Origin of the sequence: Pseudomonas sp. (assembly GCF_049301935.1) — a bacterium.
In the GTDB taxonomy this organism is placed as follows: domain Bacteria; phylum Pseudomonadota; class Gammaproteobacteria; order Pseudomonadales; family Pseudomonadaceae; genus Aquipseudomonas.
In genome coordinates this window covers 15,840-38,863 of sequence record NZ_JBAQLP010000104.1, presented here as the reverse complement: position 1 = coordinate 38,863, position 23,024 = coordinate 15,840, and the positions used below count along the sequence as shown (strand labels likewise).

At 62.0% G+C, this 23,024-nt stretch carries 18 protein-coding genes; 9 read left to right on the top strand and 9 right to left on the bottom strand.

Annotated elements, in window-relative coordinates:
• Positions 1-98 precede the first annotated feature (98 nt).
• Complete coding sequence (locus WA145_RS14070; protein WP_422582175.1) at positions 99-1,244, top strand: PilT/PilU family type 4a pilus ATPase; 1,146 nt, start codon at positions 99-101, stop codon at positions 1,242-1,244.
• Here the strand turns inward: WA145_RS14070 and WA145_RS14065 are convergent.
• Positions 1,210-2,088, bottom strand: coding sequence for a TIGR03915 family putative DNA repair protein (locus tag WA145_RS14065; protein WP_422582174.1), 879 nt, complete (start codon positions 2,086-2,088; stop codon positions 1,210-1,212). The genes WA145_RS14070 and WA145_RS14065 overlap by 35 nt on opposite strands.
• Positions 2,088-3,299, bottom strand: coding sequence for a putative DNA modification/repair radical SAM protein (locus tag WA145_RS14060; RefSeq protein ID WP_422582173.1), 1,212 nt, complete (start codon positions 3,297-3,299; stop codon positions 2,088-2,090). The genes WA145_RS14065 and WA145_RS14060 overlap by 1 nt, the downstream gene beginning before the upstream one ends.
• A 158-nt stretch (positions 3,300-3,457) precedes the next feature.
• Between WA145_RS14060 and WA145_RS14055 the strand changes: the two genes are divergently transcribed.
• Positions 3,458-3,856, top strand: coding sequence for an NINE protein (locus WA145_RS14055; RefSeq protein WP_422582172.1), 399 nt, complete (start codon positions 3,458-3,460; stop codon positions 3,854-3,856).
• Positions 3,857-4,080: 224 nt separating this feature from the next.
• Here WA145_RS14055 and WA145_RS14050 read toward each other — a convergent pair whose 3' ends face one another.
• The 7 genes from WA145_RS14050 to gshB form a co-directional block, all read right to left on the bottom strand.
• Positions 4,081-5,352 carry a dihydroorotase gene (locus WA145_RS14050; RefSeq protein WP_422582171.1) on the bottom strand — a complete coding sequence of 424 codons (1,272 nt, stop codon included), beginning with the start codon at positions 5,350-5,352 and terminating at the stop codon, positions 4,081-4,083.
• Positions 5,352-6,362, bottom strand: coding sequence for an aspartate carbamoyltransferase catalytic subunit (locus WA145_RS14045; RefSeq protein ID WP_422582170.1), 1,011 nt, complete (start codon positions 6,360-6,362; stop codon positions 5,352-5,354). Before WA145_RS14045 ends, WA145_RS14050 begins: the two co-directional genes overlap by 1 nt.
• A 10-nt stretch (positions 6,363-6,372) precedes the next feature.
• The gene (gene pyrR, locus WA145_RS14040; protein WP_422582169.1) at positions 6,373-6,879 is read right to left on the bottom strand and encodes a bifunctional pyr operon transcriptional regulator/uracil phosphoribosyltransferase PyrR; all 507 of its coding nucleotides are present in this window, start codon (positions 6,877-6,879) and stop codon (positions 6,373-6,375) included.
• Positions 6,880-6,910: 31 nt separating this feature from the next.
• Positions 6,911-7,354 carry a Holliday junction resolvase RuvX gene (ruvX, locus tag WA145_RS14035; RefSeq protein WP_422582168.1) on the bottom strand — a complete coding sequence of 148 codons (444 nt, stop codon included), beginning with the start codon at positions 7,352-7,354 and terminating at the stop codon, positions 6,911-6,913.
• Positions 7,354-7,923: a YqgE/AlgH family protein gene (locus WA145_RS14030; RefSeq protein WP_422582167.1), complete on the bottom strand. Its 570-nt coding sequence runs from the start codon at positions 7,921-7,923 to the stop codon at positions 7,354-7,356. Before WA145_RS14030 ends, ruvX begins: the two co-directional genes overlap by 1 nt.
• Before the next feature lie 72 nt (positions 7,924-7,995).
• Positions 7,996-8,892 (bottom strand): TonB family protein, encoded by an 897-nt coding sequence (locus WA145_RS14025; protein WP_422582166.1) that lies wholly within the window; start codon positions 8,890-8,892, stop codon positions 7,996-7,998.
• Between the two features lie 56 nt (positions 8,893-8,948).
• Complete coding sequence (gene gshB, locus WA145_RS14020; RefSeq protein ID WP_422582165.1) at positions 8,949-9,911, bottom strand: glutathione synthase; 963 nt, start codon at positions 9,909-9,911, stop codon at positions 8,949-8,951.
• Positions 9,912-10,151: 240 nt separating this feature from the next.
• On the opposite strand from gshB, the gene pilG reads away from it, so the two are divergent.
• The 7 genes from pilG (at position 10,152) to WA145_RS13985 (ending at position 23,011) form a co-directional block, all read left to right on the top strand.
• A complete protein-coding gene (gene pilG / locus WA145_RS14015) occupies positions 10,152-10,559 on the top strand; it encodes a twitching motility response regulator PilG (protein WP_160012893.1) in 408 nt (135 codons plus the stop codon).
• A gap of 47 nt (positions 10,560-10,606) precedes the next feature.
• Positions 10,607-10,972, top strand: coding sequence for a twitching motility response regulator PilH (gene pilH, locus WA145_RS14010; RefSeq protein WP_422582164.1), 366 nt, complete (start codon positions 10,607-10,609; stop codon positions 10,970-10,972).
• 45 nt (positions 10,973-11,017) lie between these two features.
• Positions 11,018-11,554 carry a chemotaxis protein CheW gene (locus tag WA145_RS14005; protein WP_422582163.1) on the top strand — a complete coding sequence of 179 codons (537 nt, stop codon included), beginning with the start codon at positions 11,018-11,020 and terminating at the stop codon, positions 11,552-11,554.
• An 84-nt stretch (positions 11,555-11,638) separates the two neighbouring features.
• Entirely contained in the window at positions 11,639-13,684 is a 2,046-nt protein-coding gene (locus WA145_RS14000; protein WP_422582162.1) for a methyl-accepting chemotaxis protein, read from the top strand.
• Between the two features lie 68 nt (positions 13,685-13,752).
• Positions 13,753-14,610, top strand: a complete 858-nt coding sequence (locus WA145_RS13995; protein ID WP_422582225.1) for a protein-glutamate O-methyltransferase — start codon at positions 13,753-13,755, stop codon at positions 14,608-14,610.
• Positions 14,611-14,640: 30 nt separating this feature from the next.
• Entirely contained in the window at positions 14,641-21,999 is a 7,359-nt protein-coding gene (locus WA145_RS13990) for an Hpt domain-containing protein (RefSeq protein WP_422582161.1), read from the top strand.
• Positions 21,992-23,011 carry a chemotaxis protein CheB gene (locus WA145_RS13985; RefSeq protein WP_422582160.1) on the top strand — a complete coding sequence of 340 codons (1,020 nt, stop codon included), beginning with the start codon at positions 21,992-21,994 and terminating at the stop codon, positions 23,009-23,011. The genes WA145_RS13990 and WA145_RS13985 overlap by 8 nt, the downstream gene beginning before the upstream one ends.
• The last annotated feature ends 13 nt before the right edge of the window (positions 23,012-23,024 follow it).

Genomic DNA, 23,024 nt, shown 5'->3' with positions numbered 1-23,024 from the left:
TATCCGGCCGGTCATCACCTGTCGGGTTCCGTCCAGCGGCAATTCACGCGCCTGCCGCTGGCTTTGCATAACCGCGTGATGCACATGGGCGAACAACGATGGAATTCGAAAAACTGCTGCGCCTGATGGTGGAAAAGGGCGGCTCTGACTTGTTTATTACCGCTGGTGTGCCGCCGTCGATGAAGGTCAACGGCAAGATCATGCCGATCACCAAGACGCCTATGTCGCCGGAGCAGACGCGCGAAACCGTGCACTCGGTCATGAACGAGCAGCAGCGCCGCGATTTTGCCGAGAACCACGAATGCAACTTCGCCATCAGTGCCCGTGGGGTTGGCCGTTTCCGCGTCAGCGCCTTTTACCAGCGCAACCTGGCTGGCATGGTGCTGCGGCGTATCGAGACCAATATTCCGACCCTGGATGAACTCAAACTGCCGGAAGTGCTAAAGAAGCTGGCCCTGACCAAGCGCGGTCTGGTGCTGTTTGTCGGCGCTACCGGCACCGGCAAGTCGACCTCTCTGGCGGCGATGATCGGCTACCGCAACAAGAACAGCAGCGGCCACATCATCTCCATCGAAGACCCGATCGAATATATTCACCAGCACCAGAGCTGCATCGTCACCCAGCGCGAGGTGGGCATCGACACCGAGTCCTTCGAAGTCGCGCTGAAGAACACCCTGCGCCAGGCGCCGGACGTGATCCTGATCGGTGAGGTGCGCACCCGCGAGACCATGGACCACGCCGTGGCCTTCGCCGAAACCGGTCACCTGTGTCTGGCTACGTTGCACGCCAACAACGCCAACCAGGCCCTGGACCGCATCATCAACTTCTTCCCCGCCGACCGGCAGAACCAGGTGTGGATGGACTTGTCGCTCAACCTCAAGGCCATCGTCGCCCAGCAACTGATCCCGACCCCGGATGGCAAGGGCCGCCGTGCGGTGATCGAAGTATTGATCAACACCCCGCTGGCCGCCGACCTGATCCGCAAGGGTGAGGTGCACGAGCTCAAGGCGCTGATGAAACGCTCCACCGAGTTGGGCATGCAGACCTTCGATCAGGCGCTGTACAACCTCTATAGCCAGGGCGAAATTACCTACGAAGACGCACTGCTGTATGCGGACTCAGCCAACGACCTGCGCCTGATGATCAAGCTCGGTTCGGAAACCGATGGCGACCACCTGAGCAGCATGGCCCAGGGCTTGTCGCTGGAGGTCAGCGAGGAAAATCCGGGCAAGCGTTTTCGTTGACGACAGCCTCCTGCGCAGCGCCGTTACGAATGCGTTTACCGCTCTGGCGCGCGACTGCTTCGGCCTGGCCATCGCGTTGCGCGCCAGCGCGGGCCTGGCTCATCAGCTGTGGAATCAGCGGGCCTTCCGGCAGGTTTTTCCAGAAGCGTACCGGCATGCTGGTTTCCAGGGCGCTGCGATTCAGTCGAGCCGGATTGAAGGTGCTGCCGTAATAGGCCAGCCATAAGGCTTCACCCTTATCTTCAGGCGTTTGCGCCAGCCGTTGCCATGCACTCGGGCAGGGGCGCTGGTAATGCAGGTGCTGGCCATCCCAGTACACGCCGTCATCCGGTGTGGCAATCAACCAGGTCGTGCGCCCCAGACGCTTGGCGAAGTGTCCGCTGGCGCTGAGCAGAATGTCGTGGGCGGGTTCATGCCAGGCCACCAGCTGTGGGCCCTCGGCATGTTCCGGGCGCGGATGAAAGCGTAGAAAGGCATGCAGGTGGTGGGCTTCGCGGCGCACTGCCTTGAGCCGTTTATGCAGCTGGCTGCCGTCGATGTCCCCCGCCAGCATGGCGGCGCGATCACCCTGGGCGATGCGCCAGAGAATCCGATAGAGCAGGCTCCAGCGATCCTCGACGCGAAAGCGTGCAGCGCCCTGCAGCAATTCCAGCAACTGTTTGGGAATGCGTGGCGCGGGGGGCGCCGTTTGGTTGCTGCTGAGCACAGGTGTCTGGTTGAACAGCCCGCCGTTGTCACCCTCACCCAGCCAGTTGATCTGGTGCGGCGGTACGCCTTGCTGCAATAGCGCCCGGGCGGCCTGACGCCAGCCGGCAAAGCTGCCGTCGAACTGCGCGCTGTGCATCACCACAGCGCCATCTGTGCGGGCGTCTCGCTGAGCTGCTGGCGCAACAGCAGCGATTCGCGGCTGGCCTGCAGGGGGCGATAGTCCTGGGTGACGATAAACGGCTTGGCCTTTTCCAGGGCGCAGCGCAGGCGCGTGAGGTCCTCGAAGCGGATGCGTTTCTGCCGGCGCAGGGCCACCAGGCGTTTCGCGCTGAGCACGCCGATGCCCGGTACGCGGGCAATCATCGCCACTTCGGCGCGGTTCAGATCGACCGGGAAATGCTCGCGATTGTTCAGCGCCCAGGCCAGTTTCGGGTCGATATCCAGGGCCAGGTTGCCGGGGCCACTGAGCAGCTCACCCACCGCGAAACCGTAGCCGCGCAGCAGGAAGTCGGCCTGATACAGGCGGTGCTCGCGTAACAAGGGCGGCGCTTCGAAGGGCACGGTATTCGGGCTTTGTGGGATCGGACTGAACGCGGAGTAATAGACCCGGCGCAGGCGGTAATCGCCGTACAGCGAGGCGGCGGTGTGCAAAATGGTGCTGTCGTCGGTGGCGTCGGCGCCAATGATCATCTGCGTGCTCTGCCCGGCCGGGGCGAAACGCGGTGCGCGCTTTTCCGCGCGGGCTTCGCTTTCGCCCTGATGGATCGAGTGCATGGCCTGCTTGATGGTGAGTACCTTCTTCTCCGGAGCCAGGCGGATCAGGCTGCTCTCGGTGGGCAGCTCGATATTCACGCTGAGGCGGTCGGCGTAGCGCCCGGCTTCGGCGATCAGCAGCGGGTCGGCGTCGGGAATGGTCTTGATGTGGATATAGCCGCGAAACTCGTGCTCTTCGCGCAGCAGTTTGGCCACGCGAATCAGCTGCTCCATGGTGTAGTCGGCCGAGCGGATGATTCCAGAGCTGAGAAACAGCCCGCTGATGCAGTTGCGCTTGTAGAAGTCGAGGGTCAGGGTCACCACTTCTTCCGGGGTAAAGCGCGCACGCGGTACGTCGCTGGAGCGGCGGTTGACGCAGTACTGGCAGTCATACAGGCAGAAGTTGGTCAGCAGAATCTTCAGCAGCGCCACGCATCGCCCATCCGGGGTGAAGCTGTGGCAGATGCCCATGCCGTTGGTCGAGCCGATTCCGCTTTTGCCCTTGGAGCTGCGTTTAGGGGCGCCGCTGCTGGCGCAGGAGGCGTCGTATTTGGCGGCGTCGGCGAGCACCGTGAGTTTTTCGATCAGCTGCATGATATTGCCTGCATAACTGGTTGTGCATACAGTATTTAGCAATCACCGGCAGGCATCAAGCGTTGATATGGCTGATCGCGTCGCGGATTTCCCCGGGCGGCGAACCTTGCGTAGAGTGTGGCGTCAAAGCGCTATCAAGCCATTTAGGAGGCATACACATGCTGCGACAGGACACGCACAGCAAACTTATCGGTTATCTGTTGTGGATTTTCGGCTTTCTCGGCGCGCACCGTTTTTACTACGGCAAGCCGGTGACCGGGACTATCTGGTTCTTTACCCTCGGCTTGTTATTTGTCGGCTGGATCATCGACTTGTTTCTGATTCCGGCGATGGATCGCGAGGCCGACCTGCGCTTTACTGCCGGCGATACCGATTACAACGTGGCCTGGATTCTGCTGACCTTCCTCGGCATTTTCGGCGTGCACCGCATGTACCAGGGTAAGTGGATCACCGGGATCATCTACCTGTTTACCGGCGGCCTGTTCCTGCTCGGTGTGCTGTATGACTTCTGGACGCTGAATAGCCAGGTGTCGATCAAGAACGCCGAACGCTCGTAGGGGGCGGTTTCTTAGGGTGGGTTAGCCGCGCTGATTATGGCCCAGCGGGCAACGCGATTTGCGCGCGCGGCGCAACCCACCACGCGCCATCCGGTCCACCGCAATGGTGGGTTACGCGGCGCGCAAATACCGCTTCGTCTGCATAGGTCGGTGCTCAGCGCCGCTAACCCACCCTACACAAGCAGAAGCCCGAAAATGGCGGGCTTCTTCGTTACGTGTGTGGCTCAGGCCTGGTAGCTGATATGCCCATCCATCAGGGTGTAACGCACGGCGCTGGGCAGGCAATGGCCGATAAAGGGGCAGTTGGCGCCTTTCGAATACCAGCTTTCACCGGCCAGGGTCGAGGCCTGCGGGTCGAACAGCAGCAGGTCGGCGGGCGCGCCCACGCGCAGGCTGCCAGCGGGTAGGCGCAGCGCGGCGGCTGGGCCACTGCTGAGGCGGGCGAGCAGGCTGGGTAGGTCGAGCAGGCCATCCTGCACCAGGCTCATGGCCAGCGGCAGCAACAGTTGCACGCTGCTGATGCCGGGCTCGGTGGCGCCAAAGGGTGCCAGTTTGGCATCGCGCTCATGCGGTTGATGGTGGCTGGCGATGGCCGAGATCACGCCGCTTTTTACCGCGACGCGCAGGCCATCACGATCAAAGGCGGTGCGCAGCGGCGGTTGCACGTGGTACAGGCTGGAGAAATCGCTAAGCGCCTCATCGGTAAGGATCAGCTGATATAAAGCAACGTCTGCGCTGACCGGCAGGCCACGGGCCTGAGCATCGGCGATCAGCTGGGCGCCGCGAGCGCTGGTCAGCTGGCTGAAGTGCGCACGCACGCCGGTCTGTTCGACCAGCAGCAGGTCGCGGGCCAGGGCCACGGTTTCCGCGCTTTCCGGAATGCCCGGCAGGCCGAGGAAGCTGGCGGTCGCGCCCTCATGGGCCAGGCCGCCTTCGGCCAGGTCATGGTCCTGGGAGTGGAAGATCACCGTCAGGTCGAAGGTGGCAGCATATTCCAGGGCGCGGCGCAGGGTGCGGTTATTGCGAAAGCTGTCCAGGCCGTTGCCGAAGGCCACACAGCCGGCGTCACGCAACGCAACCAGCTCGGCCAGCTGTTCGCCTTCCAGGCCTTTGCTCAGGGCGCCAATCGGGAACACCTTGGTGTGTCCGGCTTCGCGGGCGCGGTCGAGGATCAGCTCGGCCACAGCTGGGGTGTCCAGCACCGGTTTGGTAAAGGGTGGGCAGCACAGGCTGGTGACGCCGCCAGCGGCTGCCGCCAGGGTTTCCGTGGCGATGCTGCCCTTGCGGCTATAACCCGGCTCGCGCAGGGCGACGTTGAGGTCGACCAGGCCGGGGGCGGCGACCAGACCCTGGGCGTCGATGCTCTGCTCGGTGACGAAGCCGGCCGGGGCCTGACCGATGGCGACAATTTTGCCGCTTTCGATATAGATATCTGCCTGCTGATCGAAGCCGCTGCTGGGGTCGATAACCCGGGCACCGAGGATACGGGTACGCATCAGTTTTGCTCCTCGGCATCTTGATTAAGTTGACGTTGGGCGTTCTGCCCGCTCATGGCCATGGACAGTACGGCCATACGCACGGCGATGCCGTAGGTGACCTGGTTGAGAATCACCGACTGCGGACCATCGGCCACCGCCGATTCGATCTCCACGCCGCGGTTGATCGGCCCCGGGTGCATCACCAGGGCATCCGGCTTGGCCAGTTTCAGGCGTTCTTCGGTGAGGCCGAACAGGCGGTAGAACTCACCTTCGCTGGGCAGCAGGCCGCCGGTCATGCGCTCACGCTGCAAGCGCAGCATGATCACCACGTCGACGTCCTTGAGACCGGCGGCCAGGTCGCTGTAAACCGTTACGCCGTATTGCTCGATGCCGACCGGCAGCAGGGTTTTCGGCGCAATTACGCGGATATCCGGGCAACCGAGGGTTTTCAGCGCGAGCATGTTCGAGCGTGCCACCCGCGAATGCAGGATGTCGCCGACGATGGCCACCGAGAGGTTCTCGAAGCTGCCCTTGTGCCGGCGGATAGTCAGCATGTCGAGCATGCCCTGGGTCGGGTGGGCGTGGCGGCCGTCGCCGCCGTTGATGATCGCCAGGTTCGGGCACACGTGCTCGGCAATAAAGTGCGCGGCGCCGGAGTCGGCATGCCGTACGACGAAGATATCGGCGGCCATGGCCTCCAGGTTGCGCAGGGTGTCGAACAGGGTTTCGCCCTTGCTGGTGGAGCTGGTCGACACGTTGAGGGTGATGACGTCGGCGGACAGCCGCTGGGCCGCCAGCTCGAAGGTGGTGCGGGTGCGGGTGGAGTTCTCGAAGAACACGTTGCACACGGTCTTGCCGCGCAGCAGCGGGACTTTCTTCACCGCACGCGCACCGACTTCGAGGAAGGAGTCGGCAGTGTCGAGGATTTCCGTCAGCAGCTCGCGCGGCAGGCCGTCGAGGGACAGGAAGTGGCGCAGTTGGCCTTGGTCATTCAGCTGCAGCGGGCGCTTGGCGGCTATGGTCGTCATCTGGCGAGTCTCAGTGGGCAAGCGTCTGGAGTTCGAGGGTCAGCGGCGTGGGGCCGGACAATTTTACCCGCTGCTCGCCGCCCAGCGACAGGGTCGCACCGACCACGTCCGGGCGGATCGGCAGCTCACGGGCGTTCAGGTCGAGCAGGCTGACCAGGGTCACGCTGGCCGGGCGGCCGTAATCGAACAGCTCGTTGAGGGCGGCGCGGATGGTGCGGCCGCTCATCAGCACGTCGTCGATCAGCACCAGGTGCTGGCCTTCGATCTCGAACGGCAGCTCGGACGGTTGCACCTGTGGGTGCAGGCCGTTCTGGGTGAAGTCGTCACGGTAAAAGGACACATCGAGAATACCCAGCGCATCGTCGCGGCCCAGGGCTTCGAGCAGGGCCTGGGCGACCCAGACGCCGCCGGTGCGGATGCCGATAAAGCGCGGTTCGCCGATCTGCCGCTGGTTCAGGTGGCCGGTCAGGGCGGCGGCCATCTGCGGCAGCAGTTCGGCCGGGTTGGGTAAACTCATGGCAACACTCCAGATGCAAGCTAAGCGGGCCTCAGCCCAGGCAATTTTCTTCAAGCCAGCCTTGCAACAGCAAAGCTGCGGCGAGGGCGTCGACCGGACGCTCGCGGTAGCCGCTGTTCTGTCCCAGCTGCAGGCGCTGGCCCTTGGCTTCATAGGTGGTCAGGCGTTCGTCGTGGGTGTGCACGGGCAAGTTGAAGCGGCCGTTAAGGCGGCGGGCGAATTTCTCGGCGCGGTCGCTCATCTCGCTTTTTGTGCCGTCCATGTTCAGCGGCAGGCCGACAACGATGGCGTCCGGCTGCCATTCCTTGATCAGCGCTTCGACTTTCTGCCAATCCGGCACCCCGTTCTGCGCCTTAAGGATGCACAGCTCGCGGGCCTGGCCGGTGATCACTTGGCCGACCGCCACGCCGATCTGTTTGCTGCCGTAATCGAAGCCCAGCAGCAGGCGCAGCGGTTTTGCCTTCGCCTCGGTCATCAGGCGTGCCCGGCTTGCGAGGTGAGCAGGCTGAGATTGACCCCCAGGCGCGCGGCGGCGGCGTTCAGGCGTTGGTCGAAGGGCAAATCGAAGAGAATGGCGTTATCGGCCGGGCAGGTCAGCCAGGCGTTGTCGGCCAGCTCGGCTTCCAGCTGCCCGGCTTCCCAGCCGGCGTAACCGAGGGTGATCAGGTATTTCTCCGGGCCGCTGCCATCGGCAATGGCGAACAGCACGTCCTGGGAGGTCGACAGGCCCAGCTCGCCCAGTTCCAGGGTGGCCTGAAACTGCGGGCCGCTGGGGTGCAGGACAAAACCGCGATCGGTCTGCACCGGGCCGCCGCTAAAGATCGGCAGGCTCTGGCACAGCGCGGGCGGTTCTTCATCCGGGCGCAGCTGTTCGAGTACGTCCGCCAGGCTGAGGCCGTTGGGCTTGTTGATCACCAGGCCCATGGCGCCGAACTCGTTATGGTCGATCAGGTAGGTGACGGTCTGCGCGAAATGCGGATCGGCCATGTGCGGCATGGCAATCAGGAAGTGGTGCTTGAGGTAGCTGGGGCTGGCGTCTTTCATGGGCGTTAGTTTCAGGCTTCAGGCCATTGGCTTCAAGCGCGACGCGCCATCGCCGGGTAAAAGTCGGTCTGATCAGTTGCTCGACAGGCGGTCGCCACGCTCGAAGCGCCAGGTGCGGATGATTTCCAGACGGTCGACATCGGCCAGGTCGCCGGTAAAGGGTGCAAACGGCGCGGCCAGGCGCACGATGCGCAGGGCGGCCTGGTCGAGCGTGCGCTGACCAGAGGACTCCAGCACCTGCACTTCATACAGGGTGCCGTCGCGGTTGATCGATACCAGCAGGCGCAGGCTGCCGTAGATGCCCTGGCGGCGCGCTTCATCCGGATAGTTGAGGTTGCCAATGCGCTCGACCTTCTTGCGCCATTCATCCTTATACCAGGCACCTTTGTCGCGCATGGTCGAGGCGGCGTTGAGGCGGTGGATCTTCGGTCGTTTGGCGTATTGCTGTACTTCCAAGGCCAGTTCGGCCTCCAGGCTGGCAATTTCCGAGGATAGCTGTGCACTGTCGAACACTGGTGCTGGCCGGGCTTGCGCCGTCGGCTTGGCTTCTTCGCGTTTGACTGGGGTTTTCTGCTGTTGCGGGGTGCGGGTGGCGACGGCGGCCTTGGGCGCTTGCTGGCGCACGGCGGGCTGTTGCGGCGAGGCGGGCGGGGTGATGCGCTTGACTTCGCTGTCCTGAAACAGCGCTTGCTCGGTGGTTTTCGGCGCGGCCTTGTGTTCTAGAGTGCCGCTGCCTTGCTGGTTGTCTTGGGCGAGAAAATCGGCCTCTTTAGGCTTTTCTTGGCTTTTAAAGGTGGAGAGGGTGATTTCCAGGGTTTTGCTGATTTGGCTCGGCTCGGCCAGGGTAAAGCCCAGGCCGAGGATCAATGCGGCATGCAACACGGCGGCGAGGAACAGGGTAAAGCCCAGGCGGTCCGCCGGCTGTACGCCGGCGCTGGAAAGTTCAGGGGGGTGGGCGGCTGCGTTCATCGCATTTCGGGTCTGCTCAGGTTGCCGCGCAGTCTGCCGAGGGCGCATAGAAAAGTCTATGAAGCACTGCGCGCATTGAGCTTCTCGGCAATCTTGTCCATCAGGCGTTCGCCAATACGCGTATCGAAGGCCGCGTCGATCTCGCGGATGCAGGTCGGGCTGGTGACGTTGATCTCGGTCAGGTGCTCGCCGATCACGTCCAGGCCGACGAATAGCAGGCCTTTTTCGCGCAGGGTCGGGCCAACGGCGGCGGCGATCTCGCGATCACGTTCGCTCAGCGGGCGGGCTTCGCCGCGACCGCCGGCGGCCAGGTTGCCACGGGTCTCCCCGGCTGCCGGGATACGCGCCAGGCAGTACGGCACGGGTTCGCCGTCGATCATCAGGATGCGCTTGTCGCCATCCTTGATCGCCGGCAGGTAACCCTGGGCCATGATCTGCTGCTGGCCATGGTTGGTCAGGGTCTCGAGAATCACGGAAAGGTTGGGATCGCCTTCGCGATGACGAAATATCATCGATCCGCCCATGCCATCGAGGGGTTTGAGAATGATGTCACGCTGCTCTTTGGCAAACTCGCGCAGAATGTCCGCCCTACGGCTCACCACAGTCGGCGGCGTGTATTGGCTGAACTGGGTGGCAAAGTACTTTTCATTACAGTCGCGCAGGCTTTGCGGGCGGTTGACCAGCAGAACACCCGCTTGCTCGGCTTGCTCCAGCAGGTAGGTGGAGTAGACAAACTCGTTATCGAAGGGCGGATCCTTGCGCATCAGGATCACGTCCAGCTCACTTAGCGCAATATCCTGCTCGCTACCCAGCTCGAACCAGCGCTGTGGGTCGTTGTATACGCTAAGCTCTGACAGCCGAGCGCGGGCTTCGCCCTTGGCTTGGTAAAGGTCTTTCTGCTCCATATAGAAGAGCGTCCAGCCACGCGCTTGGGCGGCCAGCAACATGGCCAGCGAGCTGTCCTTCTTGAAGGCGATCTGGGCAATGGGGTCCATGACAATGCCGAGGCGGACGCTCATGGCGGTGTTCTCCGTAAAAAGGCAGCGATTAAAGTGTGCTAAGACGTGATGTGGCGTCAGGGTGGCGCTGACAAGCCAGGGGGTCAAGGAAAAACCTTGACCCCCTGCGGCTTATAGATTGCATCTGGAGAGTGTGCTAAAAAGGCCCGACGATTGGCTTGTAGCCCATCGGTGACAGGGCCTCAGGCGCACTGATATAACGCAAAAATAACGACTCACCGAGGCGATGGTAGGGCAAACATGGAACAGCATTCCGAGGGTTTGAGGGTGATGGTGATCGACGATTCGAAAACGATTCGTCGTACCGCGGAAACCCTGCTGAAAAAGGTGGGCTGCGAGGTAATTACCGCAGTTGACGGCTTCGATGCTTTGGCAAAGATCGCCGATACCCATCCGAACATCATCTTTGTCGACATTATGATGCCGCGGCTCGATGGCTATCAGACCTGTGCCTTGATCAAGAACAACAGCGCTTTTAAATCCACCCCGGTGATCATGCTGTCTTCCAAAGACGGTCTGTTCGATAAGGCCAAGGGCCGCATTGTCGGCTCTGATCAATACCTGACCAAGCCCTTCAGCAAAGAAGAGCTGCTCGGGGCGATCAAGGCTCATGTGCCTGACTTTGTACCGGTGGAACAAGCGTCCTGACGCACGGCTGAACAGCTGAGCGCCTTTTAAAAGTATTAGGAAACAGCATGGCTCGAATTCTGATTGTTGATGACTCGCCGACTGAAATGTACAAACTGACCGCCATGCTGGAAAAGCACGGCCATCAGGTACTCAAAGCGGAAAATGGTGCCGACGGCGTCGCCCTGGCTCGCCAGGAAAAACCGGATGCAGTGCTGATGGATATCGTCATGCCGGGCCTGAATGGCTTTCAAGCCACCCGTCAATTGACCAAGGATGCGGACACCAGCCATATCCCGGTGATCATCGTCACCACCAAGGATCAGGAGACCGATAAGGTCTGGGGTAAGCGTCAGGGGGCCAAGGATTACCTGACCAAGCCGGTAGATGAAGACACCCTGATTAAAACCTTGAATGCGGTATTGGCTGGCTAATACCGAGTTAGTCCGCAATTAAAAAAGAATAAGGCCACAGCTGGCATGCCGGACGCGCAAACACCTTTTCAAACCCTTCTGGATATCGACCGGCTCTGTCGTGCGCTGGCGGCTGGCTTGCCTTCGCAGCAAGCGGTCGTGCAGACCTGGAGCGGTATCGGTTTCCGTATGGGTGAGCGTTTCTTCGTCGCGCCCATGGGCGAGGTGGGCGAGGTGCTGCATGAGCCGCGCCATACCTTGTTGCCCGGCGTGAAGACCTGGGTCAAGGGCGTGGCCAACGTGCGTGGCCGCTTGCTGCCGGTAATGGATCTGTGCGGTTTCTTCGGCAATGAGCTGTCGCCATTGCGCAAGAAACGCCGGGTGTTGGTGGTTGATCACCAAGAAGTCTTTGCCGGCCTGACGGTCGATGAAGTCTTCGGCATGCAGCATTTTCCTGTGGACACCTTCTCCGAGCAGCTGCCGCCGCTTGAGGCGTCCATAGCACCCTTTATCCACGGAGTCTTTCAACGTGAACAGCCCTGGTTGGTGTTCAGCCCACACGCGCTGGCCCAGAACCCGGGTTTTCTCGACGTGGCGTATTAACAGTTTATCGGTGGGGTCGGCATTGCCGGCCTTTTGGCGTTACATGGGAACCGTAGTGCGGTCGGTCCAGGCGGGGGCCAGTAAATGAAAAAACTAAATGCAGGTAATTTGTTAGCAGGTGCGCGCAGTAGCACATTGATCGCAGGGCTGTTTATTGTCCTGATCGTTTCGATCGTGCTGTTGTTCGCCAACTTCGCCTACATCAACACCCAATCCAACTATGACACGGAGTACATCGGCCACGCCGGTGAACTGCGCGTACTGTCCCAGCGTATCGCGAAAAACTCCACCGAAGCGGCGGCCGGTACGGCCGAGGCCTTCGGCTTGCTGCGCGATGCGCGCAACGACTTCCAGGCGCGCTGGGGTTATCTGACCGACGGCAACGAGGAGACCGGGCTGCCCGCAGCGCCGGAATCCCTGCAGTCACAGATCGCTGTGGTGCAGCAGGACTGGGATACCCTACGACAGAACACCGACGCCATCCTGGCCAACGAACAGACCGTACTGTCGCTGCACCAAGTAGCCGCGACCTTGGCGGAAACCATCCCGCAGCTGCAGGTCGAGTACGAAGAAGTGGTCGACATTCTGCTGGAAAGCGGCGCGCCGGCGGCTCAGGTCTCGGTTGCCCAGCGGCAATCCTTGCTGGCAGAACGTATCCTCGGTTCGGTCAACAAGGTACTGGCCGGTGACCAGGACTCGGTGCAGGCTGCGGACATGTTCGGCCGCGACGCCAGCCTGTTCGGTCGTGTATTGAGTGCGATGCTCGAAGGCAACGCCGCCATGGAAATCGCCCAGGTAAGCGACGAAGAAGCTCTCGAGCGTCTGGCGGAAATTTCCGAACTGTTCGAATTCGTCTCCGGTTCGGTGGACGAGATTCTCGAAACTTCGCCTGAACTGTTCCAGGTGCGTGAATCGGCTAATGCGATCTTCAGTGTTTCACAGACCCTGTTGGACAAGGCTTCTGAGCTGGCGGTCGGTTTTGATGACCTGGCCACTGGCCGCGCCATCAACACCCTGATCGGCTATGTGCTCGGTGCTCTGGCACTGGGTTCGATCATTCTCATCGGCCTGGTGATGGTGCGCGAGACCAACCGTCGTCTGGCGTCCACCGCCGAGAAAAACGAACGTAACCAGGCGGCGATTCTGCGACTGCTCGACGAAATCGCCGACCTCGCCGACGGTGACTTGACCGTAGCTGCGACGGTAACCGAGGATTTCACCGGTGCCATCGCTGACTCCATCAACTACTCCATCGACCAGCTGCGCGACCTGGTAGCCACCATCAACCTGACCGCCGTTCAGGTAGCCGGTGCGGCCCAGGAAACCCAGGCCACGGCGATGCACCTGGCCGAGGCCTCCGAGCACCAGGCCCAGGAAATTGCCGGTGCTTCTGCGGCGATCAACGAAATGGCCGTGTCGATTGACCAGGTATCGGCGAACGCCTCGGAGTCCTCCGCGGTAGCGGAGCGCTCGGTAGCCATCGCCAACAAGGGTAATGAGGTGGTGCACAACACCATCACCGGCATGGATAACATCCGAGAGCAGATCCAGGACACCTCGAAGCGGATTAAACGCCTCGGTGAATCGTCCCAGGAGATCGGTGACATCGTTAGTCTGATTAACGACATTGCTGACCAGACCAACATCCTCGCCCTGAACGCCGCGATCCAGGCCTCCATGGCTGGTGATGCGGGCCGCGGCTTCGCCGTGGTAGCGGACGAAGTACAACGCCTCGCAGAGCGTTCTTCTGCGGCAACCAAGCAGATTGAGGCGCTGGTTAAGACGATTCAGACCGACACCAACGAAGCCGTTATCTCGATGGAGCAAACGACTTCCGAAGTGGTGCGCGGTGCTCGTCTGGCGCAGGACGCCGGGGTGGCACTGGAAGAGATCGAGAAGGTATCCAAGACCCTTGCGGCCTTGATCCAGAACATCTCCAACGCTGCGCGCCAACAGGCTTCGTCGGCGGGCCATATTTCCAACACGATGAACGTGATCCAGGAAATCACCTCGCAAACCTCCTCCGGTACCACCGCTACTGCCAAGAGCATTGGTAACCTGGCCAAGATGGCCAGTGAGATGCGTAAGTCGGTATCCGGCTTTACCTTGCCGGGTGGGGAACAGGCTTAAAACGTCGCTGTGCGGCGGGCTGAAAGGCCCGTTGCATAAGGACTATGGCCGTGAGCGAGGGGCACGACATGCAGTCAGGCGTCTGGGCCTTGCAACCCCTGGCAGATATGACAGCCACAGAGTTTCGTGACTGGCAGACGCTGCTTGAGGAGCGTACCGGGGTCGTTCTCAATGAACGGCGGCGGGCGTTTCTGCAAACCAATCTGAGTGCGCGGATGCGCGAGCTGGGCGTAATGGATTACGCCACGTATTACCGGCAGGTCACCGATGGTCCCCGCGGTGCGGTGGAGTGGTCGACCCTGCTGGATCGGCTGACCGTGCAGGAAACCCGTTTCTTTCGTCATCGCCCGTCTTTTGAGGTGCTGGAAAGCTATTTGCGTGAACGCCTGCAACGGGGCCTGACGCAGCCATGGGAGCTGTGGAGCGTGGGCTGTGCCAGCGGTGAAGAGCCGTACTCAATGGCGATCAGCGCGGCCGAGGTCCTGCGTGACAGTGAGCATCCGGATCATTTCGGGGTAACCGGCACCGATATCAGCCTGAATGCCCTAAGCAAGGCGCGCGATGGCCAGTATGGTGCTCGACGTCTTGAGCAGATAGATGCCGATCTGTGCCAGCGTTACTTCTTGGCCCAGGACGATGGACGTTTCAAAGTGGTGCCGAATCTGGCCGCGCGCGTGTGTTGCGCCCGGCTCAATGTGCTGGAGCTGGCCAAGGCACCGATGTCCGGTATGGACGTTATTTTTTGTCAGAACTTGTTGATCTATTTTCGTCGCTGGCGTCGCCGCGAGATCCTCAACCGCCTGGCCGAGCGCCTGGCACCGGGTGGTCTGCTGGTGGTGGGAGTGGGCGAGGTGGCGGGTTGGCAGCATCCGGAGTTGATCCCGGTAGCCGACGAGCGAGTGCTGGCGTTTACCCGCAAGGGATAAGGCAGAGCCAAGTTTATGAGTGGAGTGGCTATGGGTGATCGGCACGATTATGTCGCCCTGGAATGGGTTAAGGGCGAGATCGCGGAAACCCTGAAACAGGCGCGTCAGGCGCTGGAGGCGTTCGTCGAGAACCCCCAGGACGCTACGCGCATGCGTTTCTGCCAGACCTATGTGCATCAGGTCCTCGGCACCTTGCAGATGGTCGAGTTTTTCGGTGCGGCGCTGCTGGCTGAGGAAATGGAACAGCTGGCCGGCGCCATGATCGACGGCCGGGTGACCAACCAGGGTGAAGCCCTGGAAGTGCTGATGCAGTCGATTCTGCAGCTGCCGGTCTACCTTGATCGCATCCAGACCGCCCGCCGCGACCTGCCGATGGTCGTGTTGCCCCTGCTCAATGACCTGCGCGCTGCGCGTGGCGAAAAATTACTGTCGGAAACCAGCCTGTTTGCCCCGGATATGTCCGGCCGCACGCCCGCGCTGTCCCATGAAAGCATTGACCAACTACGCACCGCCGAGCTGCCGGTGTTGCTGCGCAAACTGCGGCAGATGCTGCAAATGGCCCTGGTCGGGGTAATCCGCAACCAGGACTTGCCGACCAACCTGGGCTATATGGCGCGGGTGTTCGCGCGGCTGGAAAACCTCTGCAAGGATTCACCGCTCGGCCCGCTGTGGCAGATCGCCTCGGGCGTGGTCGAAGGGCTGGCCAACGGCAGCGTCGCCAACGGCTCGTCGGTGCGGACGTTGCTGCGTCAGGTTGATAAGGAGCTCAAGCGCCTGCTCGAACAAGGCGCCGATGGTCTTAACCAGGCCGCCCCCGACGAGCTGAGCAAGAACCTGCTGTTCTATGTGGCCAAGTCGTCGGCGCAGTCACCGCGTGTGCGCGGACTGAAGGAGCAATACCGCCTCGACGACGCACTGCCAGACAACGACGTGGTCGACGAAGAGCGCGCCCGCCTGGCCGGCCCGGACCGCGACGCCATGCGTTCGGTGGTCGCTGCGCTGTGTGAAGAGCTGGTGCGGGTCAAGGACAGCCTCGATCTGTTCGTGCGCAGCGACCGTACCCAGGTCGCCGATCTGGATGCGCTCGCCGCACCGCTCAAGCAGATTGCCGACACCCTCGCGGTGCTGGGGTTCGGTCAGCCGCGCAAAGTCATTGCCGACCAGCTCGATGTAGTCAACGGTCTGGCCAAGGGCCAGGGCGAGCCGAGCGATGCGGTGCTGATGGATGTTGCCGGCGCGCTGTTGTACGTCGAAGCTACCCTGGCCGGCATGGTCGGCCCTGCGCAGGATGGCGGGCGTGAAGAAAGTCATCTGCCGACCACCGATGTGGCGCAGATTCATCAGTTGGTGATCAAGGAAGCGCGCAACGGCCTGGAGCAGGCCAAAGACGCGATCATCGAATTTATCGCCTCGCAGTGGAACCACGAACACCTGGCCCGCGTGCCCGAGTTGCTGACGCAGGTGCGTGGCGGCCTGGCGATGATTCCGCTGCAACGCGCAGCTGACCTGCTGAATGCCTGCAATCGTTATATCCAGGAACAGCTGCTGGCGCGCAAGGCCGTGCCCAACTGGCAAAATCTCGACACCCTGGCGGACGCCATCACCAGCGTCGAGTACTACCTCGAACGTTTGGCTGAAGACCATGCGACCCAGGGCGACCTGATTCTCGACGTGGCCGAGGAAAGCCTGGAAAGCCTGGGCTATCCGCTGAAAGAAAAACCATCGATTCTCGACCGCGGCGAGCCGCCGGTAGAATCCTTCGCGCCGCTGGCCGATCCGCTGGACGATATGGACGTGCTCAGCGTAGAACCGGAGCAACCGGCCGAGATCGAGCCGAGCCTGGAGCCGATTGTCGAAGAACCCTTGAGCCTGGATCTGGCGGACGACTTCAGTGCCGAGTTTGCCGATCTGGATTCGACGGCGATTGAATCGCCATCCAGCGAAGCTGAGTGGGTGACTGAAGCACCGGCTGCTGATCTTGAACTGATCGATTTCAGTATCGACCTGGCCGACGCCGAGCCCCTGCCGCTGGCTGAAGCTCAACAAGAACAGCCGTTTGCTGGCGAAGAGCTGCAACTCGACAGCTTTGAGCTGGACGAAAGCGACAGCCCGGCCAACTGGAACGAGGCCGAGCTGGCTGCGCTCGAGTTGCCCGAGGTTGAACTGCCCAGCGCGCCGCTGAGCGAAGAGCCCGCGCAACCTGCCGCCGAGAAAGCCCTGTCGATGGCCGACGTGATGGCCGCTCCGGTGCAGGCGATCAACCCGCCCGCTCACGATGTACCGCCAAGCCTGCTGCCACCACCGGCGGATGAAGAGCCCATCGATGAAGAGCTGCTGGAAGTCTTTATCGAAGAAGTCGGTGAAGTACTGGAAACCATTGGCGAGTACTTCCCGCAGTGGTGCGCCGACACCGACAACAAGGATGCCTTAAGCGAAATCCGGCGGGCCTTCCACACCCTCAAGGGCAGTGGCCGCATGGTGCGCGCCTTGATTATCGGTGAGCTGGGCTGGTCAATTGAAAACCTGCTCAACCGCGTGCTGGATCGTAGCATTCAGCCGGGTGCCGAGGTGCAGCAGGTGATCACCGATGTGGTTGCGCTGATGCCGGCCCTGGTCGATGAATTCGCCAGTAAAGCGCAACGTCAGCGTGACGATGTGGACCATCTGGCCGCGACGGCGCACGCCCTGGCCAAAGGTCGAAGCCTCGCAAAACCGCAAGCCCCGGTTGAGCTGGTAGCGGAGCCCGAGGGCAGCCCAGTCGCTACCGCCGTAGGGGTTGAGGTTGACGACGGGCTAGACCCGCAGTTGCTGGAGATTTTTCGCAACGAAGCCGAGATGCACCTCGATACCCTGGTTGGCTTCCTGGCGGACTGTGCCCAGGAACTGCCGCAGCCGGTGACTGATGACCTGCAACGGGCCCTGCACACCCTCAAGGGCAGCGCCTCGATGGCCGGTATTCAGCCGGTGGCCGAGATTGCTTCGCCACTGGAGAAGCTGGTCAAGGAATTCAAAGCCAACCTGATCCCCATGGACCTGGCCGAAGCGGAGCTGCTGAGCCGCGCCGAGAAACTCTTCCGCCTGGGCCTTGAGCAGCTGGAAAGCCAGCCACTGGCGGTTCTACCGGGGGCTGCCGAGTTCCTTGAGCGCGTGCAGAAGCTGCACAGTGACCGCCTCGAGCACGCCGAAAACAGCCGGCAGAGCGATCAGGGCGAGAAACGCGATCCGCAGATGCTCAGCATTTTCCTCGCCGAAGGCATGGATATCCTGCTGGATGCCGAAGACCTGCTGCGCAAGTGGCGCGAGCACCCGTCCGAGCGCCAGGAACTGAGCTCCCTGCTGGATGAGTTGACCACCCTTGGCCGTGGCGCCGAGATGGCCGAGCTACCGCAGATCGATGAACTCTGCGAAGCCCTGCTCGACCTCTATGGTGCGGTCGAAGAAGGCCGCCTGGCGGTCAGCGAGCGCTTCTTCAGCGAAGCCGAGCAGGCCCACGAAGCGCTGATCGGCATGATGGATCAGGTCGCCGCCGGCCTGCAGGTCAGTGGCGCGCCGCAGCGAGTGAGCGCGCTGCGCAAGCTGCTGGACGAGGCGCTGGACCCCAACACCCTGGCTCTGCTGTCCAACAACGGTGCCGCCGGTATCGAGATTGTCGAGCTGGCCGACGCCACTGCCGCACTGGAAGAAGTCAGCCTGAGCGAGTCGGATGAGCTGATCGAGGCGCTTGAACTCGACGTGCCGGATGTTGAAGAGCTGCCTGCGCTTATTGTTGAGGCCGTCAGCGAGCCGTTGGTCGAGGCACCTGCTGCTTCGCTGTATGAATCCCTCGATGAAGAAATGGTGTCGATCTTCCTCGAAGAGGCGGTCGATATTCTGGAAAGTGCCGGTCAGGCGCTGGAGCGCTGGTTGGCCGACACGGACAACAAAGCCGCGCTGTCGTCGCTGCAACGTGATCTACACACCCTCAAGGGTGGCGCACGCATGGCCGAGATTCGTCCGATTGGCGATCTCGCCCATGAGCTCGAATCCTTGTACGAAGGCCTGGTCGATCGGCGTTACAGCTTCTCGCACCCACTGGCGAGCCTGCTGCAACAAAGCCATGACGCCCTGGCGCAACTGCTGGAACAGCTGCAGGCGCGCGCCGCCATGCATTCGCCGCTGCAACTGATCGAAGCCATTCGCAGCTTCCGTCAGAGTGGTGGACAAAGCTTGCCAGTGGCTCCAGCTCTCTCCGAGCCTGTTGCCGAAGCCGAAGCCGAAGCCGAAGCCGAAGCCGAAGCCGAAGCCGAAGCCTTGCCGCTGATCGAGTCGCTGGAGCTGGCAGAGCCTGAGCCTGCTGAACTGCCGGAGATTGAAGAAGAGATCGACTTTGGCAGCCTGGTCGATACGCCGCAGGAACCACTGGCACCTGAAGCACTGGTGGGCGACGAGTTCGAATTACCCGCGCTGGAGTTCGACGAGCCAGCACTGCTCGAGTCTGCTGCTGAAAACGAAGTCGAATTTTCGCCAGTCCCCGATATTGAGCCCGAGCCCGCACCGTTGACTGTTGCGGCACCTGCCGTACTTGACGACGATCGCGATCCAGAACTGGTGGAAATCTTCCTTGAGGAAGGTTTCGACATCATCGACAGCGCCGGTGCGGCGTTGCAACGCTGGATGGGCGACGTCAATAACAGCCTGGAGCTGGAGTCGCTGCAGCGCGACCTGCACACCCTCAAAGGTGGCGCACGCATGGCCGAGATCCGCGAAATCGGTGACCTGGCCCACGAGCTGGAATTCCTCTACGAAGGCCTTGGTCAAGGGCGTTTGCGCGCCAGCCAGAACCTGTTCACCCTGCTCCAGGCCTGTCACGACAGCCTGGCCGAGATGCTTGAAGCGGTACGCGACAGACGCGGCGTACCGAGCGGCGATGCACTGATCGAAACCATCAAGCGCTTTCGCGCCAACCCGGATGAGCAACTGAGCATACCCTTTGCGGTGGCCCTCAAGGCTGCCGCCGCCGAGCAGGATGACGATGCAGAGTCGGACATCCTCGATATCTTCCTCGAGGAAGGTGACGACCTGCTGGAAGCCATGGAGGTGGCGCTCGGCCGTTGGGAGGCTGACCGTGAAGACGGTGCCGCCATCGACGATATGCTGCGCATCCTGCACACCCTCAAAGGTGGTGCGCGCCTGGCCGGACAGAAGCGCCTGGGTGATCTGACCCACAGCCTCGAACAGCACCTGACCGAAGCGCAAGCCCAGGGCGCGCCGTGGACGCAGAGTCTGTTTGTCGATGTGCAGTCGGGTTTCGAAGGTTTGCAGCAGGAGCTCGACGCGCTGCGTCAGCGCCTGAATGACAGCCTGATGGCCGATACGGCGAGTCCCCAAGCGCCGGCGCCTGTGGTCGAGGCCGCTCCACGCCTGCCGGAGCTGAGTGCACCGATTATTGCGGCCAGTGCCATGCCGGCCAAGGCACTGGTGGCCAAGGTGCTGCCGTTCGTGCGGCGTGCCGAGGAAGCTGCGCAGGAAGCCGCCTCCCGTCGTGCGCCGCAGGAACTGGTCAAGGTGCCGGCCGAATTGCTCGAAGGTCTGGTCAACCTGGCCGGTGAAACCTCGATTTTCCGTGGTCGTGTTGAACAGCAGGTGAGTGACTTCGGTTTCACCCTGAGTGAAATGGAAGCCACCATCGACCGCGTGCGCGACCAGTTGCGCCGCCTCGATACCGAAACTCAGGCACAGATCCTCAGCCGTATTGAGGCTGAAGCCGAGCGTATGGGCTATGAAGATTTCGATCCGCTGGAAATGGACCGTCACTCGCAGTTGCAGCAGCTCTCGCGGGCACTGTTCGAGTCCGCGTCCGACTTGCTCGACCTGAAGGAAACCCTGGCTGCGCGTAACCGCGATGCGGAAACCCTGTTGCTGCAACAGGCGCGGGTCAACTCCGAGCTGCAGGAAGGCCTGATGCGTACGCGCATGGTGCCATTCGACCGGCTGGTGCCGCGTCTGCGCCGCATTGTGCGGCAGATTTCCGGTGAGCTGGGCAAGCAGGTCGAGTTCGTCGTCGGTAATGCCGATGGCGAGATGGACCGTACCGTACTCGAACGTATCGTCGCGCCGCTGGAGCATATGTTGCGCAACGCCGTCGACCACGGCATCGAGGCTGCCGAGGTACGCCGCGCGGCCGGCAAGCCTGCGCAGGGCACCATTCGTCTGGCACTGGGCCGCGAGGGTGGTGATATCGTCCTGACCCTGGCCGATGACGGCGGCGGCATTCGTCTGGAAGCGGTCAAGCGCAAGGCCATTGAGCGCGGCTTGATGGACGCCGACTCGGACCTGACTGACTACGAAGTGCTGCAATTTATTCTCGAGGCCGGTTTCTCCACCGCCGAGAAGGTGACGCAAATTTCCGGGCGTGGCGTGGGTATGGACGTGGTCCACTCCGAGGTCAAGCAGCTCGGCGGCTCGATGAGCATCGAGTCGATCCCCGGCACCGGCACCACCTTTACCATTCGTCTGCCGTTTACCGTATCGGTCAACCGCGCGCTGATGGTGCTGTCGGGGGAAGACCTGTACGCCATCCCGCTGAACACCATCGAAGGTATCGTGCGGGTCTCCCCGTACGAACTGGAAGCCTACTACGCGCCCGATGCGCCGCGCTTCGAGTACGCCGGGCAGAGCTATGAGCTGCGCTACCTGGGCGACCTGTTGAATAACGGCCAGCAACCCAAGCTGGTCGGTCAGAGCCTGCCGCTGCCGGTAATTCTGGTGCGCTCCAAGGAACACGCCGTGGCCGTACAAGTCGATAGCCTGGCGGGTTCGCGGGAAATCGTGGTGAAGAGCCTCGGCCCGCAGTTCGCCGGGGTGCACGGGATTTCCGGTGCGACCATTCTCGGTGACGGTCGCGTGGTGGTGATTCTCGACCTGCTGGCGACCATCCGCGTGCTGCACGCGCATCTGCTTACCCAGCTGACGCCGCGCCTGCTCAAACAATCGGCGACGGCGGCAGAGATCGAAGCCGACCGGCCGACCCTGGTCATGGTGGTCGACGATTCGGTCACCGTGCGCAAGGTCACCAGTCGCCTGCTCGAGCGTAACGGCATGAACGTGCTGACCGCCAAGGACGGTGTCGATGCGATCTCGCAGCTGCAAGAGCGCAAGCCCGACATCATGCTGCTGGACATCGAAATGCCCCGCATGGACGGCTTCGAAGTGGCCACCCTGGTGCGCCACGATGAAGGCCTGAAAGACCTGCCGATCATCATGATCACCTCGCGTACCGGTGAAAAACACCGTGAGCGGGCCATGAGCATCGGCGTCAACGAGTACCTGGGTAAGCCTTACCAGGAGTCCTTGTTGCTCGAAACCATTCAGCAACTGGTGGGTCGCCACCCGGTAAATCGCAATGACTGAGAAAACTGCAGCCCGCATCGCGGTGATTGCCGATACCTCGCTGCAGCGCCATGTGCTGCAGCAGGCGTTGACCGGTAGCGGCTACCAGGTGGTGATGAACAGCGACCCGGCGCGCCTCGATCAGGAAACCCTGAACGCCTGCGAAACCGACCTGTGGCTGGTTGACCTGGCCCAGTCGGAAGACCTGCCGCTGGTCGACAGCCTGATGGAAAGTGCCTCAGCGCCGGTGCTGTTTGGCGAAGGTCACGCCCCCGAGCGTCATTCGGAAAACTACCCGCGCTGGGAGCGCCGCCTATTTGGCAAGCTGAAGAAGCTGGTCGGCGATCCCTCGCAGGCGGTCGGCCCGAGTCTGGAAGCGTTGCTGGCGGAAGCGCAGCGCCCATCGCGTCTGGATCTGCCGGCAGCGCTGGCGGATACCCCACTGGTAGCCGGTGAGCCGGCGCGTCAGGTGTGGTTGCTGGCAGCCTCCCTGGGCGGTCCTGCGGCGGTAAAAACCTTTCTCGATGCCTTGCCGGGCGGCCTACCGGTAGGGTTTGTGTATGCCCAGCATATCGATGCGAGTTTCGAGAGTGCACTGCCGCAAGCAGTCGGCCGCCACAGCCAGTGGCATGTCAATCCGGCTCGTCACGGCGATCCGGTACGCTGCGGTGAAGTGGTGGTGGTACCGATCAGTCATGAGCTAGGCTTCAGCGATGACGGTCAGATGCAGATAGCCGAGCGCGGCTGGCCGGAGCCCTACAGCCCATCGATCGACCAGATGATGCTTAATCTGGCCCAGCATTTCGGTGCGTTGAGCGGTGTAATTGCCTTCAGTGGCATGGGCAGTGACGGCAGTGCCGCGGCCGCCTACGTGCGCCGTCAGGGTGGTCTGATCTGGACCCAGCGTGGCGACAGCTGCATCTGCCCGAGTATGCCGGACAGCCTGCGTGAAGCTGGCTATAGCAGCCATAGCGGAGATCCGCGCCAGCTGGCCGAAGCCTTGGTCAATCATCTGGCCGAGCAGTGCCGTTAATCCGGGCTCGTGC

Excerpts from the sequence above, each read along its gene's own strand:
- WA145_RS14070 (WP_422582175.1), top strand. The coding sequence starts at position 99 with ATGGAATTCGAAAAACTGCTGCGCCTGATGGTGGAAAAGGGCGGCTCT.
- WA145_RS14065 (WP_422582174.1), bottom strand. The coding sequence starts at position 2,088 with ATGCACAGCGCGCAGTTCGACGGCAGCTTTGCCGGCTGGCGTCAGGCC.
- WA145_RS14060 (WP_422582173.1), bottom strand. The coding sequence starts at position 3,299 with ATGCAGCTGATCGAAAAACTCACGGTGCTCGCCGACGCCGCCAAATAC.
- WA145_RS14055 (WP_422582172.1), top strand. The coding sequence starts at position 3,458 with ATGCTGCGACAGGACACGCACAGCAAACTTATCGGTTATCTGTTGTGG.
- WA145_RS14050 (WP_422582171.1), bottom strand. The coding sequence starts at position 5,352 with ATGCGTACCCGTATCCTCGGTGCCCGGGTTATCGACCCCAGCAGCGGC.
- WA145_RS14045 (WP_422582170.1), bottom strand. The coding sequence starts at position 6,362 with ATGACGACCATAGCCGCCAAGCGCCCGCTGCAGCTGAATGACCAAGGC.
- pyrR (WP_422582169.1), bottom strand. The coding sequence starts at position 6,879 with ATGAGTTTACCCAACCCGGCCGAACTGCTGCCGCAGATGGCCGCCGCC.
- ruvX (WP_422582168.1), bottom strand. The coding sequence starts at position 7,354 with ATGACCGAGGCGAAGGCAAAACCGCTGCGCCTGCTGCTGGGCTTCGAT.
- WA145_RS14030 (WP_422582167.1), bottom strand. The coding sequence starts at position 7,923 with ATGAAAGACGCCAGCCCCAGCTACCTCAAGCACCACTTCCTGATTGCC.
- WA145_RS14025 (WP_422582166.1), bottom strand. The coding sequence starts at position 8,892 with ATGAACGCAGCCGCCCACCCCCCTGAACTTTCCAGCGCCGGCGTACAG.
- gshB (WP_422582165.1), bottom strand. The coding sequence starts at position 9,911 with ATGAGCGTCCGCCTCGGCATTGTCATGGACCCCATTGCCCAGATCGCC.
- pilG (WP_160012893.1), top strand. The coding sequence starts at position 10,152 with ATGGAACAGCATTCCGAGGGTTTGAGGGTGATGGTGATCGACGATTCG.
- pilH (WP_422582164.1), top strand. The coding sequence starts at position 10,607 with ATGGCTCGAATTCTGATTGTTGATGACTCGCCGACTGAAATGTACAAA.
- WA145_RS14005 (WP_422582163.1), top strand. The coding sequence starts at position 11,018 with ATGCCGGACGCGCAAACACCTTTTCAAACCCTTCTGGATATCGACCGG.
- WA145_RS14000 (WP_422582162.1), top strand. The coding sequence starts at position 11,639 with ATGAAAAAACTAAATGCAGGTAATTTGTTAGCAGGTGCGCGCAGTAGC.
- WA145_RS13995 (WP_422582225.1), top strand. The coding sequence starts at position 13,753 with ATGCAGTCAGGCGTCTGGGCCTTGCAACCCCTGGCAGATATGACAGCC.
- WA145_RS13990 (WP_422582161.1), top strand. The coding sequence starts at position 14,641 with ATGGGTGATCGGCACGATTATGTCGCCCTGGAATGGGTTAAGGGCGAG.
- WA145_RS13985 (WP_422582160.1), top strand. The coding sequence starts at position 21,992 with ATGACTGAGAAAACTGCAGCCCGCATCGCGGTGATTGCCGATACCTCG.